Here is an 18,092-nt window from a genome sequence, read left to right on the forward strand (position 1 = left end):
GCAGTAAAGATGCATTACTGCGGCAACACTTCCAGCGTGGCCGCGTACGACAGACGACGCACCTTGGCCTGCTTGATGCTCGACTTGTCGTCCTGCGTGCTCGCACTCACCCAATACATGCCCGCATGCGGCCAGGTGATGCTGAACTTGCCGTCCTTGTCGGTGGTGACGTCGAGCTCGTCCTGCGCGTTGCGATAGCGCGTTTCACCAGCAATCGCCATCACCTTGAGGTTCGACGCCGGCTTGCCGTCCAGCAGCAGCTGGAACGTGGCCGCCTCGCCCGAGGCGAGATCGGTGACCCGCGTCACCGGCACCAGCTCAAGCCCCTTGCCACCGGGCTTGAGCGCGCCGTCGCTGGGCTTGCCGTTGGTGACGAACGTCTCTACGCGATTGATCGACTCGGACACTTCAACGTTCTTCGCGTTCGACGGGATGGTCTTCGCAAGGTCCGCCGCATCGCCGCGCCAGCGCTTCTTCTGGCCATCCACTTCGTAGCTGGCGAACAAGCCGCCGTTCACGGCCGCGATCTTGTAAGTGCCCAGCTGAGTCAGGTGCACGTCGAACACACTGCGGTACTGGCCGGTGAGCGCATTCTCCGGCTTGGCCATCTGGCCGTCCGGCATGGTGATGGCCACGCGATCCAATGCCACCGGCATGTGGTCGGGATAGAACAGATCATTGGAAACGGCTGCGTCCACCGTCACCCACGGATCGGCGCCGGAAACGTTGGTGGCCGAGGGCACCATCCACATTTTGTGCGCCTGCGCGGTGAACGGAAGCGCCAAGGCGAGGGCCAGCGCCCCCCACTTCAGGGAAAGTTTGATCATGTCGTCGTTCTCCTTCGATTACGGGGCCAGGTCGACCTTGACGGAACCCAGCTCGCTGCTACCTTGCGCGGCCAACTGCTGCGACGCCGTCGCCGGCCACGTGAACGGCACACGCACCACTTCGCGGCCGCCTACTTCGCGCGCGGCTTCCACTACCAGCTCGTACTTGCCCGGCGCCAACTGGCCCAGCGGCGCCTTGCCTTCATGGAAACTCAGCTTCTGGTCGCCGGACGGACGCGTCGCACCGGACACTCCATCCACCGGCATCTGCAGCTCGCGGCCGCCACGTCGCCACCACTGGCGCAGCTCGGGCAGCCACTTGGTACCGGCGCCCTCTTTCGACTCCTTCTGCGCGTACCACACAGCCAACTGCGCGGCGACGGAGTGATCTTCACGCTCCACCCAGACGGCGGTATAGGGGCGGTGATACTCCGCGACGTTGAGCTGCGGAATCTGCACGGTGACGTTGAGATCGGCGGCGACAGCCGGTGCCGCCAGCAAGATGGCGGGAAGAGTCAGAGAAAGACGGCGCATGATTTCCTCGGTTGGGTGCGAGAAGAAAAAGTGAGATCGTGAGCGATGCAAAACCGCGCACAGCAGGCCAGGAAAATCCCGTTGCGCGTCCGTTCGCCCTTCATGTCAGTGGATGAAGATCAACGCGAGTAGCAGGGGCAACACCAGCCCGAACGCCACCAACGGCCAGGTGGCGCCGCGCTGGGCCGCATGCATTTTCAGCAGCAGCAGGCCGGTGACCGAGAAGATCACGCAGGCCAGCGCGAAGACGTCGATGAACCAGCCCCATGCAGGGCCCGCGTGGCGTCCCTTGTGCAGGTCGTTGAGGTACGCGATGACGCCGCGCGAACTGCGCTCGGTTTCCACCTTGCCGGTTTCGCGGTCGATGCTTACCCATGCGTCGCCACCGGGACGCGGCATGGAGATATAGATTTCGTCGGACGACCAGTCGCCCGTGCGACCGGCGACGTCCACGTCCAGCGCGCCGGCGATCCAGTCCGCCACGGCAGCGGGCAGCGCCGCGCCCTTGCGCTCGTCATCGCCGCCAACGGCCTTGAGCAGCGGTGATGGCAGTTGCGCACTGCGGTGCACGGTCGTCGTCTGCGCCTCGATCTGGCCCGCATGGTTGAGCGTGAAACCGGTGACGGCGAACAACAACATGCCGACCAGACACAGCGCGGAGCTGATCCAGTGCCATTGATGGAGCTGCTTGAGCCAGAACGCGCGGCTCGGCGCCGCACCGTTCTTCTGCAACTTGTTGTCGTGCGACCGCACCGCTGATTCCATGCCTGCCTTCAGAGCCTGTTGATGGTCGCGTAGAGCCTGTTCAATGTCTCCACGTGGCCCGCGCCGGGAGCTGTTTGCGCGCAGGACAAGGAAGAACGAAGGAGTGTACGTCCGTACACGACTGAGTGATGACGCTGGCCTGCGGGCAAACAGACCCGGCCCGGAGGGTTGTCCACCCCAAGCGCCCAGCGCGCGGTCCGCAGCTTGACCTGACCACCAGTCAGGCGCTGCGCTGCAGCCCGCGCGCTGGGCGCTTGGGGTGAACAACGCGGGCTACGTGGAGACATTGAACAGGCTCTTTGATCAGCCCAACATTGCATGACAAGCCATGCAACCGAGTCGCCTTGCCCGCTGTCTCATCACCCGCCAGAGCGTTAAGCTGCCCACCTGGGCGGCCTGTTCCTGGCACCGAGCCGGAATCTTGCCACAAATGAGAATCACTCGCAATTCAATGACCTTGCGCCGCGCACTCCCCACGCGCTGGCCCACCGCCCCTTCCGGACAATGACATGCGTATCCTGATTGCCGAGGACGATCCCTCCATTTCTGCTGGCGTCAGCGCCTCGCTGCGCCAGGGCGGTCACGCCGTGGACAGCGTGGCCGATGGCGCCAAGGCCGACGCCGCCCTGCGGGACACGCCCTACGACCTGCTGATCCTAGACCTGGGCCTGCCCAACCTCGACGGTGCCGACGTGCTGCAGCGACTGCGCAAGCGCGGTACCGGACTCCCCGTGCTGGTGATCACCGCCCGCGAAGGCCTGCGCGAACGTGTGCGCGTGCTCGACCTCGGCGCCGACGACTATCTGGTGAAGCCCTTCGCACTGGCGGAGTTCGAAGCACGCGTGCGCGCCCTGCTCCGCCGCTACACCTCGCAAGGTGCGCCCGAGCTCACCATCGGTCGGCTGCGCCTGGACCTTCCCGGTCACCGCGCATGGATCGACGACAAACCGCTGGAGCTCACCGCCCGCGAGTTCGGCTTGCTCGAAGCCCTCGCCGCACGCCCCGACCGCGTGACCAGTCGCGCGCAATTGGTCGAAGCCTTGTGCAGCTGGGACGAGGAACTCACCGACAACGGCCTGGACATCGCCATCTACCGACTGCGCCGCAAGCTGGCCGACTCCGGCACGCAGGTGCGCACCATCCGCGGCCTGGGCTACCTGCTGGAAGAGGCGAAGGAAGATAGGGAAACACAGGCATGAACAAGGCGACGCCGAAGCGGGACGATCCGTGGCTCTACCGCATGCTCGAGCCCGATGGCCGTCCCAGCCTGCGTCGCCGCCTGCTTTCCTCGCTACTGGTTCCGTTGATGCTACTGCTGGCGGTGGAAAGCCTCATCACCTACGGCGGCGCGCTGATCTACTCCAACCACGTGCACGACCGCGACCTGGGCGACGACGCCATGACGCTCGCGCAGATGCTCAGCCAGGAAGACCTCGGCGGACAGATTTCACCGCAAGCCCGTTTCCTGCTCGAGTACGCGCCGGAAGGACACAACTACTTCAACGTCAGCAGCCAGAAGCACGGCCTGCTGGCTGGCTCCGCCGAACTGCAACCAGCACCATTGAGCGCCGCGAGTTCCGATGGCGAGCCTGCGCTCTACTCCACGTCGCTCTATACACCCCGGCAGAAACTTCGCGAACTGCGCGCCGCCACGGTACGTATCCCCAATCTGCAGGACCCGAGCGACCAGCTTACGGTCACCATGGCCGAGACGTTCCATGACCGTCATCAACGCGCGCGGGAAATCCTGCTGCTCAGCATTCCGGCGCAGGCGCTGCTGATCGCCAGCGTGTTCTTCCTGGTGTTCTATGGCGTGCGCGTCGGCTTGCGCCAGATTGATCCGCTCACCGCACGCCTCGCCGCGCGCGAGCATGACCTTGCGCCCATCGGCGATGCCGACGTGCCGGTGGAGATCCTCCCACTCACACGCACCATCGACGGTCTGTTCGCCCGCCAGCGCGGCATGCTGGCCCTGCAGGAGCGTTTCATTGCGGATGCGGCCCATCAGCTCAAGACGCCACTGGCGGGGCTGCGCGTGCATGTCGAGCGCGCGCAGATCGACCCCAGCAAGGAAACCGTCGCCGACGCCCTGCAACACATTCTTCGCCTCACACAGCGCGCCAGCCGCACGTCCAGCCAGCTGCTCGCGCTCACGCGTGCGCAATCACCCGAACTGAGCGAAACCGCGCCACTGGCACTCCTCGATCTCGCGCAACTGATTCCTGAGCTGCTGGGCGTGCGCGTGCACGATGCCATTGCCGCCAACGTCGACCTGGGCTACGAAGGGCCGGCTGGCCCGGTATGGATCGACGGCGACCGCCTGTCACTGCAAGAGATGCTGGACAACCTCATCGACAACAGCCTGCGATACGCCGGTCGCAATAGCATCCTCACTGTCGGCGTGTCGGTGCTCTCTGAAGGCCCCTGCATCAGTGTGGAAGACAACGGGCCGGGTGTGCCCCCGGCCTTTCTCGAACGACTGGGCGAACGTTTCTTCCGCGTGCCAGGCATGACGGAAGAAGGCACCGGACTCGGCTTGGCCATCGTGCAGCGCATTGCCGAACGCCATCGTGCCCTGGTGCGCTTCCTCAACGGCAGCCCGGGCGGCTTGCGCGTGGAAGTGGTGTTCCCGCCAGCGCGCACGTCGCGCACGCCGAGTTAGGACAACACGCGCGCGGCTCCATTGACCTCACGCGCGCTACCTTTAACGCCGAACACCCACAGGCTCGCCCCCGCCAGCAGCCACACGCTGAGACCACCGTAGAGCATGACCCACTGGAAGCCCTGAGCGAGTGCGCCATGCACGACGTGCGGAGCCAGTGTCACCGACTGCCCACCCGCCATGGCCACGGCCACCGAATGACGCACCTCTGCATCGCCGGGCATCACCCGCGACAAACCCGCGCTAGTGCCGGCGACCAGAATCAACCCCATCAACGCGATGTTGATCGCCAGCGAAATCATTCGCGCACTCATATCGATACCCGAGGCCATGCCGGCGCGCTCCGAGGGTACGGAGCCGGTGGTCGTATTGGTGACCGTGGTGTTGGTTAGCCCCAGGCCAATACCCGCGACGACGCAGCCGGGCAGCATGCTCAACCAGCTCGGCTGGGTTACACCGCTGCCCCACTTCATCAGAAAGAAGCCCGCTCCGATGGTGAACAACCCGCCAGGAATCACCCAACCCGCGCGGTAGCGATGCGCCAACCGCTCCGCCACCGGCGGCACCACCAGCGTGGGCAAGGTGTAAGCGAGCAGTGCGCTTCCCGCAACGACGTCGCCATAGCCGAGCACATCGTGGAAATAGACCGGCAGATAGATCATGAAAGGCCAGAAGCTGGCATTCATGCCCGCCGACCCGAGCAACGCACCCGAGAACGGACGGATGCGAAACACCGAGAAGTCGACCATCGGCCGCGCCGCCAATCGCTCGATCACCACGAAGGCGACCAGGCACAACAGGCTCAACGCAGCAATGACGATGGCCTGCGTACTCGCAAAGCCCATGTCGCCACCTTGGGTAATGACATAGGCCACACCGAACACCGCTAGCGACAAGGTGACGATGCCGCCGATATCCAGACGCTGCGCATGCGGGTCGCGCGACTCCACGGCACCACGCCATGCCAGCGCCAAAGTAACCAGCGCCAGCGGCCCATGCACCAGGAACACCCACTGCCAGTTCGCCAGCGCCGCGATCGCACCGCCGATGATGGGACCAAAGCCCAGCCCGATACCGAAGATCACCCCCCACGACGCAAACGCCTTCACGCGCTCGGCTGGTTCAGAAAACTGATGCGAGAGCACCGCCACCTGACAGATCAACATGGCGCCGCCGCTGGCGCCTTGCAGAAAGCGCCCGGCGATCATCACCGGCATGTTCCAAGCCAAGCCACACAGCAACGACGTGACGCCGAACAGCGCGATGCATACAAGGAACAGCCGCTTGCGCCCATAGCGGTCGGCCACCGTACCCGTACCCATCAGCACGCTGGTGCAGGCGATGGTGTACGCGTTCATGACCCACTGCATATCGCGAAAATCGCCGTGTAGCACACGCGCCAGCGTGGGCAGGATGGCTGGCACGCTGGAGATCTCCAGCCCGAACATCAGCGAGGACAGGCATACCGCGGCCAATGCCATGCGGTTGCGGGAGACGGAAGAAGACATGGATGTGCTCCGTGCGGGAGCAGCTACTATATCGACGCCAAACAGGCACCATTGACTCTAATTCATCCCATCAATGCTTCCATGAAAGAACCAATCAATCGACGTGCAGATGATCGGCTGGATGGTGTCGCCACCTTTGTGCAGGTGGTGGAAGCGGGCAGTTTTGCCGTAGCCGCGGAGCGCCTGAGCCTCACCCGCTCCGCTGTGGGCAAGATCATCGCCAGGCTGGAGGCGCGGCTGGGCGTGCGACTGCTCCAGCGCACCACGCGCGCACAAAACCTCACCGAGGATGGTCAGGCCTATTACGAACGCTGCGTGCGCGCCTTGGCCGAACTGGATGCCGCCGAGGCTGCGCTGGACGACGGGCGACAGCAACCGCAGGGCCGCCTGCGCGTAAGCCTGCCCATTGCGTTTGGCCATCTATGCGTGGCACCGGTGTTGATGGAGCTGGCGCGCCGACATCCATCGCTGAGCATCGACATGTCCTTCAGCGACCGCAAGGTAGACCTGATCGAGGAAGGCTTCGATCTTGCCTTGCGCATTGGCGAATTACGCGACAGCAGCAGTCTGGCTGCGCGCAAGCTGGGACTGCAATACGTGAGCATCGGCGCCTCGCCCGACTACATCGCCCGGTATGGCTTGCCTTCGCGGCTGGAAGAAATCGAGGCGCACGCTGCCATCGGCTACTCGCGCGCTGGCGTCGTCTCGCCCTGGCATCTGCGCGATGACGCCGGCCAGACGACGCCTTTGCGCATCCAGCCGCAGCTAAGCACCGATGATGTACAGATGATCGCCGCGGCAGCCATTGCCGGCTTCGGTCTGGCGCGCCTGCCGTCATGGCTGTTGGCGCGCTACGTCAAAAGCGGCGAGCTGGTGACCGTCAGGGGACGTTGCAGCCTCGCGCCGCAGGACATCCACGCCGTATGGCCCACCACGCGCTACATGCCGTCCAAGACACGCTGCGCTATCGATGCGCTGGTAGCGGCGATCCCCGCCATGCTCGACGACTGAAAAAAATACGGCGACGCATAGGCGCCGCCGTTGTCACACTTCCCCTGCATGGGAACAGCTTGAGACAAACCTTCATCGGACGCCGTGGGTTTCGCCCCACGGCGCCGCATGGACTTACATTTCCTTCTTGGCCTTGGTCAGCAGCTGGTCGAGCAGCGCGATGGCCAGATCGATCTCTTCGTGCGTGATGTCGAGCGACGGCGCGAAGGTGATCACGTTCTTGTACCAGCCGCCCACGTCGAGCACGAGGCCGATCTTCTTGCCGTTGTGCTCCAGGTCGCCAGCGAGGCCGATGTCGACCATCTTGTCGAGCAGCGCCTTGTTCGGCGTGAAGCCGTCCTCGGTGCAGATTTCGGCGCGCAGCGCGAGGCCCAGGCCGTCGACGTCGCCGATTTCCTTGTGACGCTTCTGCAGGTCGCGCAGGCCTTCGAGGAAGTGCGCACCCTTCTTCGGCACGCTGGTCTCGTAGTCCAGCTCGTAACCCATCTTGATCACTTCCAGACCCAGCGCGGTGCCCAGCGGGTTGGAGTTGAAGGTGGAGTGAGTGGAGCCCGGCGGGAAGATGGTCGGGTTGATCAACTCTTCGCGTGCCCACAGACCCGACAGCGGGTTGAGGCCATTGGTCAGCGCCTTGCCGAACACGACCACATCCGGCGTCACGCCAAAGTGCTCGATCGACCACAGCTTGCCCGTGCGCCAGAAACCCATCTGGATTTCATCGACCACCATCAAGATGCCGTACTGGTCCAGCACCTTCTTCAGATCCTTGAAGAAGTTCATCGGCGGAATGACGTAACCGCCCGTGCCCTGGATCGGCTCGACATAGAAGGCCGCGTATTCAGCCTGGTTGACCTTGGGATCCCACACGCCGTTGTATTCGGTTTCGAACAGGCGCGCGAACTGGCGCACGCAGGCGTCCGAGTACTCTTCCGGCGTCATGCCCTTCGGGCGGCGGAACGGATACGGGAACGGCACGAACATCGCGCGCTCGCCGAAGTGGCCGAAACGACGACGGTAGCGGTAGCTGGAAGTGATGGACGAGGCGCCCAGCGTACGGCCGTGGTAGCCGCCCTCGAAGGCGAACATCAGGCTCTTGCCGCCGGTGTAGTTACGCACCAGCTTCAGCGAATCTTCCACCGCCTGCGCGCCGCCGACGTTGAAGTGCACGCGGCCCTTCAGGCCGAACTTCTGCTGGGCGTCGACCGCGATGGTCTTGGCCAGCTCGATGCGGGTCTGGTGCAGGTACTGGCTGGCAACCTGCGGCAGCACGTCGATCTGGTTCTTCAGCGTGTCGTTCAGGCGCTTATTGCCGTAACCGAAGTTGACCGCCGAGTACCACATCTGCAGATCGAGGAAGCGCGTGCCGGCGGTGTCGATCATCCAGCTGCCTTCGCCATGGCGGAAGATCTTCGGCGGGTCGACGTAATGCACGGTGTCGCCAAACGAGCTCCACTCAGCCTCGTCAGCCAGCAGCTGCGCGTCGGGAATCACGACGCCAGCGGCGTTCTTGTCGTAAGCGGTCATAGGGAAAATCCGAAAACGTTTGAAAGGGGGCGATCAGGAGGGGGATCTGATCAGGAAACCATGGCGAGCGCGGGCGAGGCCGGCGCGTGTTCGGCAAGCAGGCTCCCGTCAAGCAGGCGCGGCAGCAGCTCCAGCGCATCCTCGAAACCGGTGATCGGCACATATGGGATGCCAGCGGCACGGCAATGTTCGATCAGGCGATGCTTGGCGAAGACGAAATCGACGCGGTCGGCAGCACAGAAATCGGAAGCGCCATCGCCGATCAACAGCGTCTTGGTGCCACCCTTGCTAGCCTGCGCAGCGACGGCGCACTTACAGGTACCGCTACGGCAACCCTCGGCCTGGAACGGCGAGGTGAGCTGCCACTTCTGCGGCGGCGTAGCGGGCGCAAGATGGTTGGCTGCCAACGGCAGATCGTCCAGGCCATAACGGCCGAGGATCTTGCGGATGGCATAATCCAAACCGTCGCTGACCACGTGCATCGGCGTGCCGGTGGCGCGGGCCATCTTCACGAAATCCGGGAAATGGTGATCAATCCACAGGGAGGACAAGTGCTTGTCCAGCTCTTCCTGAGTCATGTCCAACAGGCCAACCTGGCCGGTCATGCATTCACGCGAGCCGATGCGACCGGCGCGCCAGTCCTGCTCAAGCGTTTCCCAGCCGGGGCGGCCGAAACGGTCGAGCAGCGAGTCGATCACGTCCTCAACGGAGATGGTGCCGTCAAAGTCGCAGAGGATGGTCCAACCAGTCACTAGGTGCAGCTCCACTCTTGCAGGATGGTGACACAATAGGTTTCACCCCCTTTCGGCCTCCTTTCTTTCCGAAAGAAGCTGCGTAAACGTCTTCCTTTGATACCTGCCTTTAGGCATTCCTATAAGCCAGTTGTAGGCAAGGTCCGGTATCCTTTGCCATCCCCCCATTTCAACGTAGTCCGAAACCCCAGGAATTTCGTGTTTCAGCGTCGAAACAACCCGGATCTACCGAACATGGAAGCTGCGCCTCGCCGGGATCGCCCTCTGTTCACCAGCAGCTTGCTGGCGTTCAGTCTCGTGGTACTGGCGGGCTGCTCTGCCCGCCCCTTGCCCGAGCTCAAACCGCCGCTCCCTGATGCCTGGCGCAACGCGCCGGCTGGCGTCGCGCCACCCTCCGCCGACCTGCGCGGCTGGTGGCAGGCGCTGGGCGACCCTGCCCTGGACGATCTGGTCAACCGTGCCCTGCAGAACAACCTCGACGTGGCTCAAGCCGCTGAGCGGCTGCGTGCGGCGCGCACGGCCAACCACCACTCCCGCGATGGCTACCTGCCCTCCCTGCACGGTCGCACCAACGACGTCATCGACCCGGACACCACAGCTTCCTATTTCGTGGCCGGTTTCGACGCGCTGTGGGAATTGCCGCTGTTCGGCGCGTGGCAAAGCAGCAAGCGCGCATCGCAAGGGCAGGAAAACAGTGCGAAGGCCGCCCTGCGCGGCGTCCGTGTGTCCCTGGTGGCCGAAGTCAGCCGGCGCTGGATCGAGTTGCGTTCGGCCCAGGAACAGGCGCGCCTGCTCACGGGCATCCGCGACGCGCAGAAAGAAAAGCTTCGCCTTGTGCAGGTACGCGAACAACTGAAGCTGGCGCCACCGATCGACGTGGCCAAGGCCCAGGCCGACCTGGCCCGAGCCGAGGCCGCCCTGACCGAGCCCCAGCAGGCGATCAACGCCAGCGCACAGCAACTGGCCTTGCTGCTTGGGCAGCCCGAACCTGATCCGGCGTGGCTCACTCCCGGCCCGCAACCACGCCTGGGCGAATGGCAGCTCACCGCTGCGCCCGCCGACATGCTGCGCGCCCGGCCGGAAATCGCCAGCGCCGAAGCCGACGTGTTGCGCGCCGCGGGCGAACTGGGCATGAGCCGCGCGGATATCTGGCCGCATATCGGCCTCGGTGCATCGCTGCAATGGTCGGCCAATATTCTGTCCAACTATCGCGTGCATACGGGCGAGGCCATCTCCTCTTTTGGCCCGATCATCGACGTACCGCTGTTCGATTGGGGACAGCGCGTCGCCGCCGCACACGTCAAGGACCATCAGCTCAAGGCCGCCGTGTACGCATACCGGCAAGCGGTGCTGCAAGGTGTCGCCGAAGCGGAAACAGCCATGGGCGACCTGGAGCAGTTGCGTACGCGCGAAGACGCCTCGCAACGGGTTACCCAGGCACTGGATGGCAGCATGGCTGCCCTGCATAAGCGCGCAGAGCTCAATCTCGGCAGCGGCCTCGATGTGCAGGATGGCCTGATCGACAACCAGCGCGCGCAGCTCGAACTGGTCAGCGCCATCGCCGCGCGCGATCTCGCCTACGTCTCGCTGTACAAGGCCCTGGGCGGCGCACCCATGCCCAAGCCGCCGATGCCCGCCAAGGCGCCGGGTACCGGGAGCACGGACTGATGGTCGCGCTCGCACGCAAGACACTCGTCTACGAGTGGCGTCGTTTTCTCCCCGCTGTCGTGGCGGTGGGCTTTGCTGGCCTGTTGCAGTTGCTACAGGTCGCCCTGGTGCTCGGCATCTTCGGCAGTGCCGCCGTGTATATCACCGGCTCGTCGGCCGACCTGTGGGCGGGCTATCCCGGCACGCAGAGCGTCAACCTCGGGCGGTCCATCGACGCGGGCGTGGAAATGCGTTTGCGCATGGACCCGGCGGTGACCGCCGTCGAACCGTTCCATTGGGTGGATGCCGACTGGCGCGGCCCAAGCGACACGGGTGGCGTATCGGTATTCGTCTCCGGCATCAACGCGCGACCGGATGGCATGCTGTTCGCACATGCCCTGCCTCCCAAGCTGCGCGTGCGCCTCAACGAACCCGACGCGGTGATCGTCGATCGCGCTGATCTGGAAAACCTTGGCGTCAAAGTCGGCGACAGTGCCGTCATCAACGGTCACCACGTACGCGTGGTGGGCGTAAGCAACGGCCTGCGTGCGCTCGGTGGCGTCAATGTGGTGGCCTCCCTCGCGACGGCAGCGTCACTAGACACCGACCCGTCCAACAGCAACCGCATGACCTACTTCGTGGCAAAGCTGCGCGATCCGGCAGAAGCCAAGGATATCGCCGCGCGATTGCGCGGCAACCGGGCGTTCGGCAACTACGACGTATGGACCGCCAGGGATTTCGCCCGCCGCTCACAGATGTATTGGATATTCGATACCGGTGCCGGTGCTGGTGTGCTGTTCCTGGCCGGCATCGTGTTCCTGGTCGGCGTGGTGATCACCAGCCAGACCCTGGTCGCTGCAGTCATCGGTTCGATTCGAGAGTACGCCACGCTCAATGCGCTCGGCGTAGGCGTGGGCGCACTGCGCAAAGTGGTGATGGAACAGGCGTTCTGGGTGGGCGCCCTGGGTCTGCTCGGCAGCGCCGTGCTCGGCGTCCTCGCCATGGCGCTTGCGCGCAGCCGCAACGTGCCGGTGGCGCTGGGTCCATGGGTAACCGTGGCCTGCCTGTCGCTATGCATGGGCCTTGCGATTGTGTCGGGGCTGGCGGCCATGCGCAGTCTGCGCCGCGCCGACCCGGCCACGTTGTTGAGGTAACCGATGAGTCAGGCATCTCCCGTTCCTCTATCCAAGCCGTCGATATCGCTGCAAGCGCGCAACGTCAACAAGTCGTTCACGTCGGGCGACATCCGCAGCACGGTGCTACACGACCTCACGCTGGACGTGCGGGCCGGCGAACTCACGCTGATTTCCGGCCCATCCGGCTGTGGCAAGAGCACGCTGTTGGCGATCCTGAGCGGCTTGCAGCGGCCGGACGGCGGCCAGGTCATGGCGCTTGACCAGGATCTCGAGCAGCTCGACAGCCGCGCGCTGGAGCGCTTCCGCCTACTGCACACCGGCTTCGTCTTCCAGGGCTTCAATCTCTTTCCCGCGCTCAATGCGTTGGAACAGGTAGAACTTCCCTTGAGCTATCTGGGCCTGTCCCGCGGTGAAGCACGCCGCCGCGCCATGGCCTCGCTGGAAGAAGTCGGCATGGGGCCGCGTATGGGACTTCGACCGTCCGAGCTCTCCGGTGGCGAAAAGCAGCGCGTCGCCATCGCGCGCGCGTTGGCCAAAGAGCCGGACCTGCTCTTTGCCGACGAACCGACCAGCGCGCTCGACGCCGCCAACGGCCAGATCGTCATCGACATTCTCCACCGCATCGCCCGCGCGCACGGCACCACGGTACTGTGCGTCAGCCACGACCCGCGACTGGTGGGACACGCCGACCGCGTGCTCGCCATGGAGGATGGCCGTATCCTTAGCGACCGTGTGCCCACCCCGACGCCCATGCCGGCGTCTGGCCACGAGGAACCTTCTGCATGACCCTGCGTTTGCTTCATTCCATCCTTGCGGTCGCCCTTGTTGCGCCGGCCCTCGTCGGCTGCTCGCATGGCGACAACGGCAAGTCGGACACACAGGCCGCACCCGCCGCTTCCTATGTAGCGGTTGCGCGTGGTCGCATCGATATCGAGGGCGGCCTGCTCAAACTGAGCATGCCGCGCGAAGGTGTCGTGGCCGACATCAAGGTCCGCGAGGGAGATCATGTGCACAAGGGTCAGGTGCTGGCCGTGCTGGATACGCGACCCGCGCAGTTGGCCGTAAGCGCTGCCGAAGCGGAGCAGAAGCAAGCCCAGGCGCAGGGCAGTGTGCTGGAGGCGCGTCTGAAGGCGGCGCAACAGCGTGCCAGTCGTCTGCAGGCCGCCGCAGCGGCAGGTGCAGGCGACGGCCAGAGCGCCGACGATGCAAGGGACAGCGCCACGCAGTTGCAGGGTGAACTCGACAACGCACACGCCGCCCAAGCGATGGCTCAACAGAAGCTCGAAGCCACGCGCTACGAGCTGTCGCAACGCAGCCTGATCGCGCCCATCGATGCACAGATCGTCGAACGCGACATCCAGCCGGGCGCGACGGCCTCGCCGCAGGGTGGCGTCGCCTTCGTGTTGCTGCCGGAAGGCGCGCGTATCGTCCGCGCCGAGCTCAATGAATCCTTTGTCAGTGCGGTGCACGACGGCATGCAGGCACAGGTGGTGGACGACAGCGGTAGCGGCGTTCCGCCACTGCGCGCGCACGTGCAGCGCATCGGCGCCGTGTTCGGCCCCAGCGCGCTGGAAGAAGATCCGCTGATCCGCGCCAATACCCGCACCGTCGAGTGCGTACTGGCGTTCGACGAGCCGCCGCCGCCTTCGCTACGTATCGGTCAGCGCGTGATCGTGCAGTTCGGTGACAACGCTGCAGCCGCGCCGGCAAAGCCCCGTTCCTGAGTCGTGCCCGCATGAGCCGTCGCTGTTTTCTGCCCGCATCGCTGATACGCGTTGCTGCACTGATGCTGACGTTGACGGCTTCGGCAACCGCTCTGGCGGACGACGTAACCGAGGGCCCCACCGATATGTTCGGCGCAGGCATGCAACGCATGCCTGCATGGGTGGGCTCGAAGGACCACCGCAACCAGGCCATTCCCTATATCCAGGCCGAACTTCCCTGGCATATCACCCTGTCCACGCTCGACGGCCTGACTGTCGACCTGATTCACGGTGATCAATGGCGCGGAGGCCTGTACGGCAACTACATGTGGGGCCGTGATCGCCAGGAACTCGGGCCAAAACTCGGTGGCATCGTCGATTCACTCAGCCCTCGCATCAACGGCGGTGGCTATCTGGAATACCAGGCCACGGCGCAACTCAACCTGGGTACCGAGCTCAGCCATGACACGCAGGGTGCGGGCGCCTATCTCAACCTGTATGCCGACTACGACCTGCCCGCGATCGGCTATCTCAATCACAGCCTGCAGTTGCAATGGCAGGCCATGAACGGCCCAGCGATGCGCCGCTTCTTCGGCGTCACGCCGGATCAGGCGACCAAACTCGACATCGACCCGTGGTCTCCTGGCGCCGGCGGTCAGCAGGTCGCCCTCGAGTACGACGCCTACATGCCGACCAGCCTGCACACAGGCTTCGCTTTCGCGGTCAACTACACGCGCCTGCTCGGTGATGCCGCCAACAGCTCGCTAGTGCGCAGCTACGGCTCACGCAACCAGCTCACGACGACGCTGGCGTTCGTCTATCGGCTTTGAGGTCCTCGGCTATTTCGCAGGCAACGACTGCGAGAACTCGATAGCCGCATCGAGCAGTCGGCGGCGCATGACATCGTCGCCATAGACCGACGGTGCAATCCGCACCCAGCCTTCCATGCGCCGGCTACCGGACATCATTGGCTCGATGCCCTCCACCTTCAGCGCCCAACCATCCCTGCCCTTGCCCAGTCTTGCCAGCATGCCGTCGTGGCGCGCACCACAAAGCAGGTTGCCGCGCATGAGCCACGCCCAACCGCCGAACATCGCCTTCGCGGTGACGTCGCGCTCTTCCGCAAGATCATCGTTGACGAGTTCTTCCAATCCCCGGTCGCGAGCCACAGCGCCTCTCCGTGAATGACCTAGCGGTCGTCGCGCGTCCATATCTGCCCGTCCACCTCGTGCACGGGAAAACTGGCGATAGGCTCATAGGCTGGCGGGCAGGTCACCGCCCCTGTACGCACGTCGAAGCGCGCGCCGTGACGTGGACATTCGACATCGAAACCATGCACCTCGCCGCCGGCGAGTTCTCCGCCATCGTGGCTGCACACGTCCTCAATGGCGTAGAGGTCACCATCGATGTTGTAGACGGCGATGGCGGTGTCACCATCCCACACAACTTTGAATTCACCGGGCAGCATTTCGCTGCGCGTACCGACGAAGATCCAATCCGCCAGGTTCACGCCGTCACCTCGTCCAGCGGCTTGCTCAACCATACGAAGCGCAGGTCGTCACGCCGTGGAATGCCAAAACGCGGCTGCCCGTAGGGGAACGGACGCGTCTCGCCGGTAAGCCGGTAGCCGCGGCGCTCGTACCAGGCAATCAGTTCCTCGCGCTGCTCGATCACCGACATGCGCATCGACGTGGCTTGCCACGTCTCCCTGGCGAGGCGCTCGGCCTCCGCCAGCACGGCACGGCCAAGGCCCGCACGCTGCAACAGAGGGTCGACGGCGAACATGCCGAAATAACCCGACGTGTCCTGCCGCTCGATATGGCAACAGGCCACCAGCTCGCCGCCCTGCTCCGCCAGCAGCACCAGGCTACCGTCGGAGCCGATCAGCTCGGCGACGTTCTCGACATCGGTGCGCTGCCCATCAAGCAGGTGGGATTCGGTGGTCCAGCCGCGCTGGCCGGATTCGCCGCGATAGGCGGACTCGACCAAGGAGACGACCGCCGCGACATCGTGGCCGATTGCCACGCGAAAGCTGAGAACGGAAGGGTTGTGCATTAGCCGATGATAACGGGAGCCTTGGCCCCGCGGCATCACCGGAAGACGGCAGGCGTTGCACCTGCCGTCCGGGCCCTAGCTCAGCGCGGGCTCACCACCAGCACACCAAACCCTTCCACTGCCTTGCCCTTGACGGCAGAGGTGGCCGCGGCGAGGTAAACGGTATGTGTCTGCGGATCGAGCACCAGCGTCCGCGCGCTTGGCTGCGTCGGCAGGTTGCCCACCAGGTGATAGTGGTCCGCATCGTCCTGCACGACGACGCTGAGCTGGCCCTCTTCACCCGGGCTGAGTACCACCTTGCGCTGTGCATCGAACACCACTGCATCCGGATCCTTGCTGATCGCCACCTTGGCCACCTGATGACCGTCGTTGGCATCCGTCACGATCATCCAGCCGTTGGCACACACCGAGAACAGCCGGTGATTGGCCTTGTCCAACGCGAGGCCGGTCGGACCATCGCACGGCGCCAGCGGCCACACGTTCAACACCTTCCTGTTGGCAAGGTCCACCCGCACGAGCTGGCTCTTGTCCTCGAGATTAAGGAACAGCTGTCCCGTGCCATCGCTCACCGCGAATTCCGGCCGCCCCGGCACCGCGATGGTCGTCAGCTCTTTGGCGGTCTGCACATCGATCACGCTGATGTTGCTGCTATGCCCATTCATGGTCAGCAAATGGCCCGAGGCATCGTCGAACACGATGGCGTCCGGATCCTTGCCGCTGATGGCGATGTGGCCGGTGACCTTGAGCGCATCCGTATCCACCACCGTCACGTTGTCGCCGTGTCCGTTGCTCACGAAAGCCTGATGCTTCGCGGGAAGCAGCGCTACGCCGTGCGCGTGCTGCATGCCCGGAACCTCACCCTGCAACTTGCCCGTTGTGGCGTCGACCACCATCACCCTATCGTCGCGGGCAATGAACAGGCGATGCGACGCCGCATCGAGACTGAGATAGTCCCAGCCACCCGGACCACCCAGCGTGTAGTGCTGGGTCACTGCATACGGCATGTCGGGGGCGGCAGCAATGGAGGGCGCGACCAGCGCGGCAGCCAGCCACAGCGCGTGCGGCATCCAACGGAGAGAAGACTTGTTCATGCGATTTTCCTGAGCGGTCATAAGGGGTCAGAGCTTGAAACGGACGCCGGCCATGTAGGTCTGGCCATAGAACTCACGCTGGATCGGGCGATCGGCCGCCGGACCTTCGGTGAACTTCAGGCGGGTGTTGGTGAGATTCTTGGCGTTGAAGAACACCGACCACTGGTCGTCGAAGGCATACGTCGCCCCCAGGTCCAGCGAGAAGCGCGGCTGCGACCAGATATCGGTGGCCGACGAACTGCCGACGCCGAAGATGTCCTTGCTCACGTAGTACGCGCCAAGGTTTGCGCTGAAGCCGCCCAGGTCGTAGAACACCATGAAGTTGCCGGTGTTGCGTGACGTCGATGGCAGCTGTGAGTGATCGCCGGGACGGATCTCGCCACTGGAATCCACATAGGTGTAGTTCGCACCCACACCAAAGCCGGCCAGCCATCCAGGCAACGTAGAGAACTTCTGCTGATAGTTCAGCTCGATACCGCGTGCATGCGCGCTGTTGATGTTGGCGAAGGTGTACACCTTGGCCGCACCGGTGAAGCCGGCGAACAATCCATTGTTCGGGAACGTCACGCCCTGCTCTTCTTTGTTGATGATGTAGTTGCTCAACTCCTTGTCGAACACGCCCGCCGACGCGATGCCGCCGTTGTCGAGGTAGTACTCCAGCGACAGGTCAAAGTTGTCGCTGGTGGTGGGTTTCAGGTTGGGATTGCCCTGCGTGACGCTATCCGACGAAGGATCGATCAGCGTCGAGGTGGTGAGCTGGTTGAAGCCCGGACGGGCAATGGTCTTGGAGTAGACCGCGCGGCCGATCAGCGACTCCGCGAACTCATAGCGGAGCTGCACCGTCGGGAAGAAATTGTTGTAACTGTGGCCCACCGAA

General features: G+C 64.2%; 19 protein-coding genes. 8 read left to right on the forward strand and 11 right to left on the reverse strand.

What is annotated here, in order from left to right; all coding sequences use genetic code 11:
- Nucleotides 1-14: 14 nt before the first annotated feature.
- The 3 genes from DyAD56_RS09880 to DyAD56_RS09890 form a co-directional block, all read right to left on the reverse strand.
- Entirely contained in the window at nt 15-827 is an 813-nt protein-coding gene (locus DyAD56_RS09880; RefSeq protein WP_102302573.1) for a DUF4198 domain-containing protein, read from the reverse strand.
- An 18-nt stretch (nt 828-845) separates the two neighbouring features.
- Nucleotides 846-1,361 (reverse strand): DUF2271 domain-containing protein, encoded by a 516-nt coding sequence (locus DyAD56_RS09885; RefSeq protein WP_102302574.1) that lies wholly within the window; start codon nt 1,359-1,361, stop codon nt 846-848.
- 105 nt (nt 1,362-1,466) lie between these two features.
- The gene (locus DyAD56_RS09890; RefSeq protein ID WP_102302575.1) at nt 1,467-2,126 is read right to left on the reverse strand and encodes a PepSY-associated TM helix domain-containing protein; all 660 of its coding nucleotides are present in this window, start codon (nt 2,124-2,126) and stop codon (nt 1,467-1,469) included.
- A 509-nt stretch (nt 2,127-2,635) separates the two neighbouring features.
- Between DyAD56_RS09890 and DyAD56_RS09895 the strand changes: the two genes are divergently transcribed.
- Nucleotides 2,636-3,325, forward strand: coding sequence for a response regulator (locus DyAD56_RS09895; protein WP_102302576.1), 690 nt, complete (start codon nt 2,636-2,638; stop codon nt 3,323-3,325).
- A gap of 41 nt (nt 3,326-3,366) precedes the next feature.
- Complete coding sequence (locus DyAD56_RS09900; protein ID WP_102302621.1) at nt 3,367-4,788, forward strand: sensor histidine kinase; 1,422 nt, start codon at nt 3,367-3,369, stop codon at nt 4,786-4,788.
- Here the strand turns inward: DyAD56_RS09900 and DyAD56_RS09905 are convergent.
- The gene (locus DyAD56_RS09905; protein ID WP_199178929.1) at nt 4,785-6,296 is read right to left on the reverse strand and encodes an MFS transporter; all 1,512 of its coding nucleotides are present in this window, start codon (nt 6,294-6,296) and stop codon (nt 4,785-4,787) included. The two genes, DyAD56_RS09900 and DyAD56_RS09905, sit on opposite strands and share 4 nt — an antisense overlap.
- 81 nt (nt 6,297-6,377) lie before the next feature.
- On the opposite strand from DyAD56_RS09905, the gene DyAD56_RS09910 reads away from it, so the two are divergent.
- Complete coding sequence (locus DyAD56_RS09910; protein WP_102302578.1) at nt 6,378-7,307, forward strand: LysR family transcriptional regulator; 930 nt, start codon at nt 6,378-6,380, stop codon at nt 7,305-7,307.
- Between the two features lie 114 nt (nt 7,308-7,421).
- Here DyAD56_RS09910 and DyAD56_RS09915 read toward each other — a convergent pair whose 3' ends face one another.
- On the reverse strand, nt 7,422-8,831 hold the full coding sequence (locus DyAD56_RS09915) for an aminotransferase class III-fold pyridoxal phosphate-dependent enzyme (protein WP_102302579.1): 1,410 nt from the start codon (nt 8,829-8,831) through the stop codon (nt 7,422-7,424).
- 50 nt (nt 8,832-8,881) lie between these two features.
- On the reverse strand, nt 8,882-9,583 hold the full coding sequence (locus DyAD56_RS09920; RefSeq protein ID WP_233202362.1) for an MtnX-like HAD-IB family phosphatase: 702 nt from the start codon (nt 9,581-9,583) through the stop codon (nt 8,882-8,884).
- A 198-nt stretch (nt 9,584-9,781) separates the two neighbouring features.
- Here DyAD56_RS09920 and DyAD56_RS09925 point away from each other — a divergent pair, with 198 nt between their 5' ends.
- The 5 genes from DyAD56_RS09925 to DyAD56_RS09945 are packed head-to-tail and all read left to right on the forward strand — an operon-like array spanning nt 9,782 to nt 14,899.
- Entirely contained in the window at nt 9,782-11,251 is a 1,470-nt protein-coding gene (locus tag DyAD56_RS09925; RefSeq protein ID WP_102302581.1) for a TolC family protein, read from the forward strand.
- A complete protein-coding gene (locus tag DyAD56_RS09930) occupies nt 11,251-12,384 on the forward strand; it encodes an ABC transporter permease (protein ID WP_102302582.1) in 1,134 nt (377 codons plus the stop codon). The genes DyAD56_RS09925 and DyAD56_RS09930 overlap by 1 nt, the downstream gene beginning before the upstream one ends.
- A 3-nt stretch (nt 12,385-12,387) precedes the next feature.
- Entirely contained in the window at nt 12,388-13,152 is a 765-nt protein-coding gene (locus DyAD56_RS09935; RefSeq protein WP_102302583.1) for an ABC transporter ATP-binding protein, read from the forward strand.
- Nucleotides 13,149-14,090, forward strand: coding sequence for an HlyD family efflux transporter periplasmic adaptor subunit (locus tag DyAD56_RS09940; protein WP_102302584.1), 942 nt, complete (start codon nt 13,149-13,151; stop codon nt 14,088-14,090). The genes DyAD56_RS09935 and DyAD56_RS09940 overlap by 4 nt, the downstream gene beginning before the upstream one ends.
- 11 nt (nt 14,091-14,101) lie before the next feature.
- Nucleotides 14,102-14,899, forward strand: a complete 798-nt coding sequence (locus DyAD56_RS09945; RefSeq protein ID WP_233202363.1) for a MipA/OmpV family protein — start codon at nt 14,102-14,104, stop codon at nt 14,897-14,899.
- Nucleotides 14,900-14,908: 9 nt separating this feature from the next.
- On the opposite strand, the gene DyAD56_RS09950 is transcribed toward DyAD56_RS09945, so the two are convergent.
- The 5 genes from DyAD56_RS09950 to DyAD56_RS09970 form a co-directional block, all read right to left on the reverse strand.
- Nucleotides 14,909-15,238, reverse strand: a complete 330-nt coding sequence (locus DyAD56_RS09950; protein ID WP_102302585.1) for a cold-shock protein — start codon at nt 15,236-15,238, stop codon at nt 14,909-14,911.
- A 20-nt stretch (nt 15,239-15,258) separates the two neighbouring features.
- A complete protein-coding gene (locus DyAD56_RS09955; protein WP_102302623.1) occupies nt 15,259-15,573 on the reverse strand; it encodes a non-heme iron oxygenase ferredoxin subunit in 315 nt (104 codons plus the stop codon).
- 2 nt (nt 15,574-15,575) lie between these two features.
- The gene (locus DyAD56_RS09960; RefSeq protein ID WP_102302586.1) at nt 15,576-16,124 is read right to left on the reverse strand and encodes a GNAT family N-acetyltransferase; all 549 of its coding nucleotides are present in this window, start codon (nt 16,122-16,124) and stop codon (nt 15,576-15,578) included.
- An 80-nt stretch (nt 16,125-16,204) separates the two neighbouring features.
- The gene (locus tag DyAD56_RS09965) at nt 16,205-17,215 is read right to left on the reverse strand and encodes a YncE family protein (RefSeq protein WP_102302587.1); all 1,011 of its coding nucleotides are present in this window, start codon (nt 17,213-17,215) and stop codon (nt 16,205-16,207) included.
- 27 nt (nt 17,216-17,242) lie between these two features.
- Nucleotides 17,243-18,092 (reverse strand): TonB-dependent receptor (locus tag DyAD56_RS09970; RefSeq protein WP_146010477.1); only part of this gene is annotated, 850 nt, incomplete at its 5' end.

Origin of the sequence: Dyella sp. AD56, from assembly GCF_002878475.1 — a bacterium.
Lineage (GTDB): Bacteria > Pseudomonadota > Gammaproteobacteria > Xanthomonadales > Rhodanobacteraceae > Dyella.

Coding starts and splice junctions, on each gene's coding strand:
- DyAD56_RS09880 (WP_102302573.1), bottom strand. CDS start 827: ATGATCAAACTTTCCCTGAAGTGGGGGGCGCTGGCCCTCGCCTTGGCG.
- DyAD56_RS09885 (WP_102302574.1), bottom strand. CDS start 1,361: ATGCGCCGTCTTTCTCTGACTCTTCCCGCCATCTTGCTGGCGGCACCG.
- DyAD56_RS09890 (WP_102302575.1), bottom strand. CDS start 2,126: ATGGAATCAGCGGTGCGGTCGCACGACAACAAGTTGCAGAAGAACGGT.
- DyAD56_RS09895 (WP_102302576.1), top strand. CDS start 2,636: ATGCGTATCCTGATTGCCGAGGACGATCCCTCCATTTCTGCTGGCGTC.
- DyAD56_RS09900 (WP_102302621.1), top strand. CDS start 3,367: ATGCTCGAGCCCGATGGCCGTCCCAGCCTGCGTCGCCGCCTGCTTTCC.
- DyAD56_RS09905 (WP_199178929.1), bottom strand. CDS start 6,296: ATGTCTTCTTCCGTCTCCCGCAACCGCATGGCATTGGCCGCGGTATGC.
- DyAD56_RS09910 (WP_102302578.1), top strand. CDS start 6,378: ATGAAAGAACCAATCAATCGACGTGCAGATGATCGGCTGGATGGTGTC.
- DyAD56_RS09915 (WP_102302579.1), bottom strand. CDS start 8,831: ATGACCGCTTACGACAAGAACGCCGCTGGCGTCGTGATTCCCGACGCG.
- DyAD56_RS09930 (WP_102302582.1), top strand. CDS start 11,251: ATGGTCGCGCTCGCACGCAAGACACTCGTCTACGAGTGGCGTCGTTTT.
- DyAD56_RS09935 (WP_102302583.1), top strand. CDS start 12,388: ATGAGTCAGGCATCTCCCGTTCCTCTATCCAAGCCGTCGATATCGCTG.
- DyAD56_RS09940 (WP_102302584.1), top strand. CDS start 13,149: ATGACCCTGCGTTTGCTTCATTCCATCCTTGCGGTCGCCCTTGTTGCG.
- DyAD56_RS09945 (WP_233202363.1), top strand. CDS start 14,102: ATGAGCCGTCGCTGTTTTCTGCCCGCATCGCTGATACGCGTTGCTGCA.
- DyAD56_RS09960 (WP_102302586.1), bottom strand. CDS start 16,124: ATGCACAACCCTTCCGTTCTCAGCTTTCGCGTGGCAATCGGCCACGAT.
- DyAD56_RS09965 (WP_102302587.1), bottom strand. CDS start 17,215: ATGAACAAGTCTTCTCTCCGTTGGATGCCGCACGCGCTGTGGCTGGCT.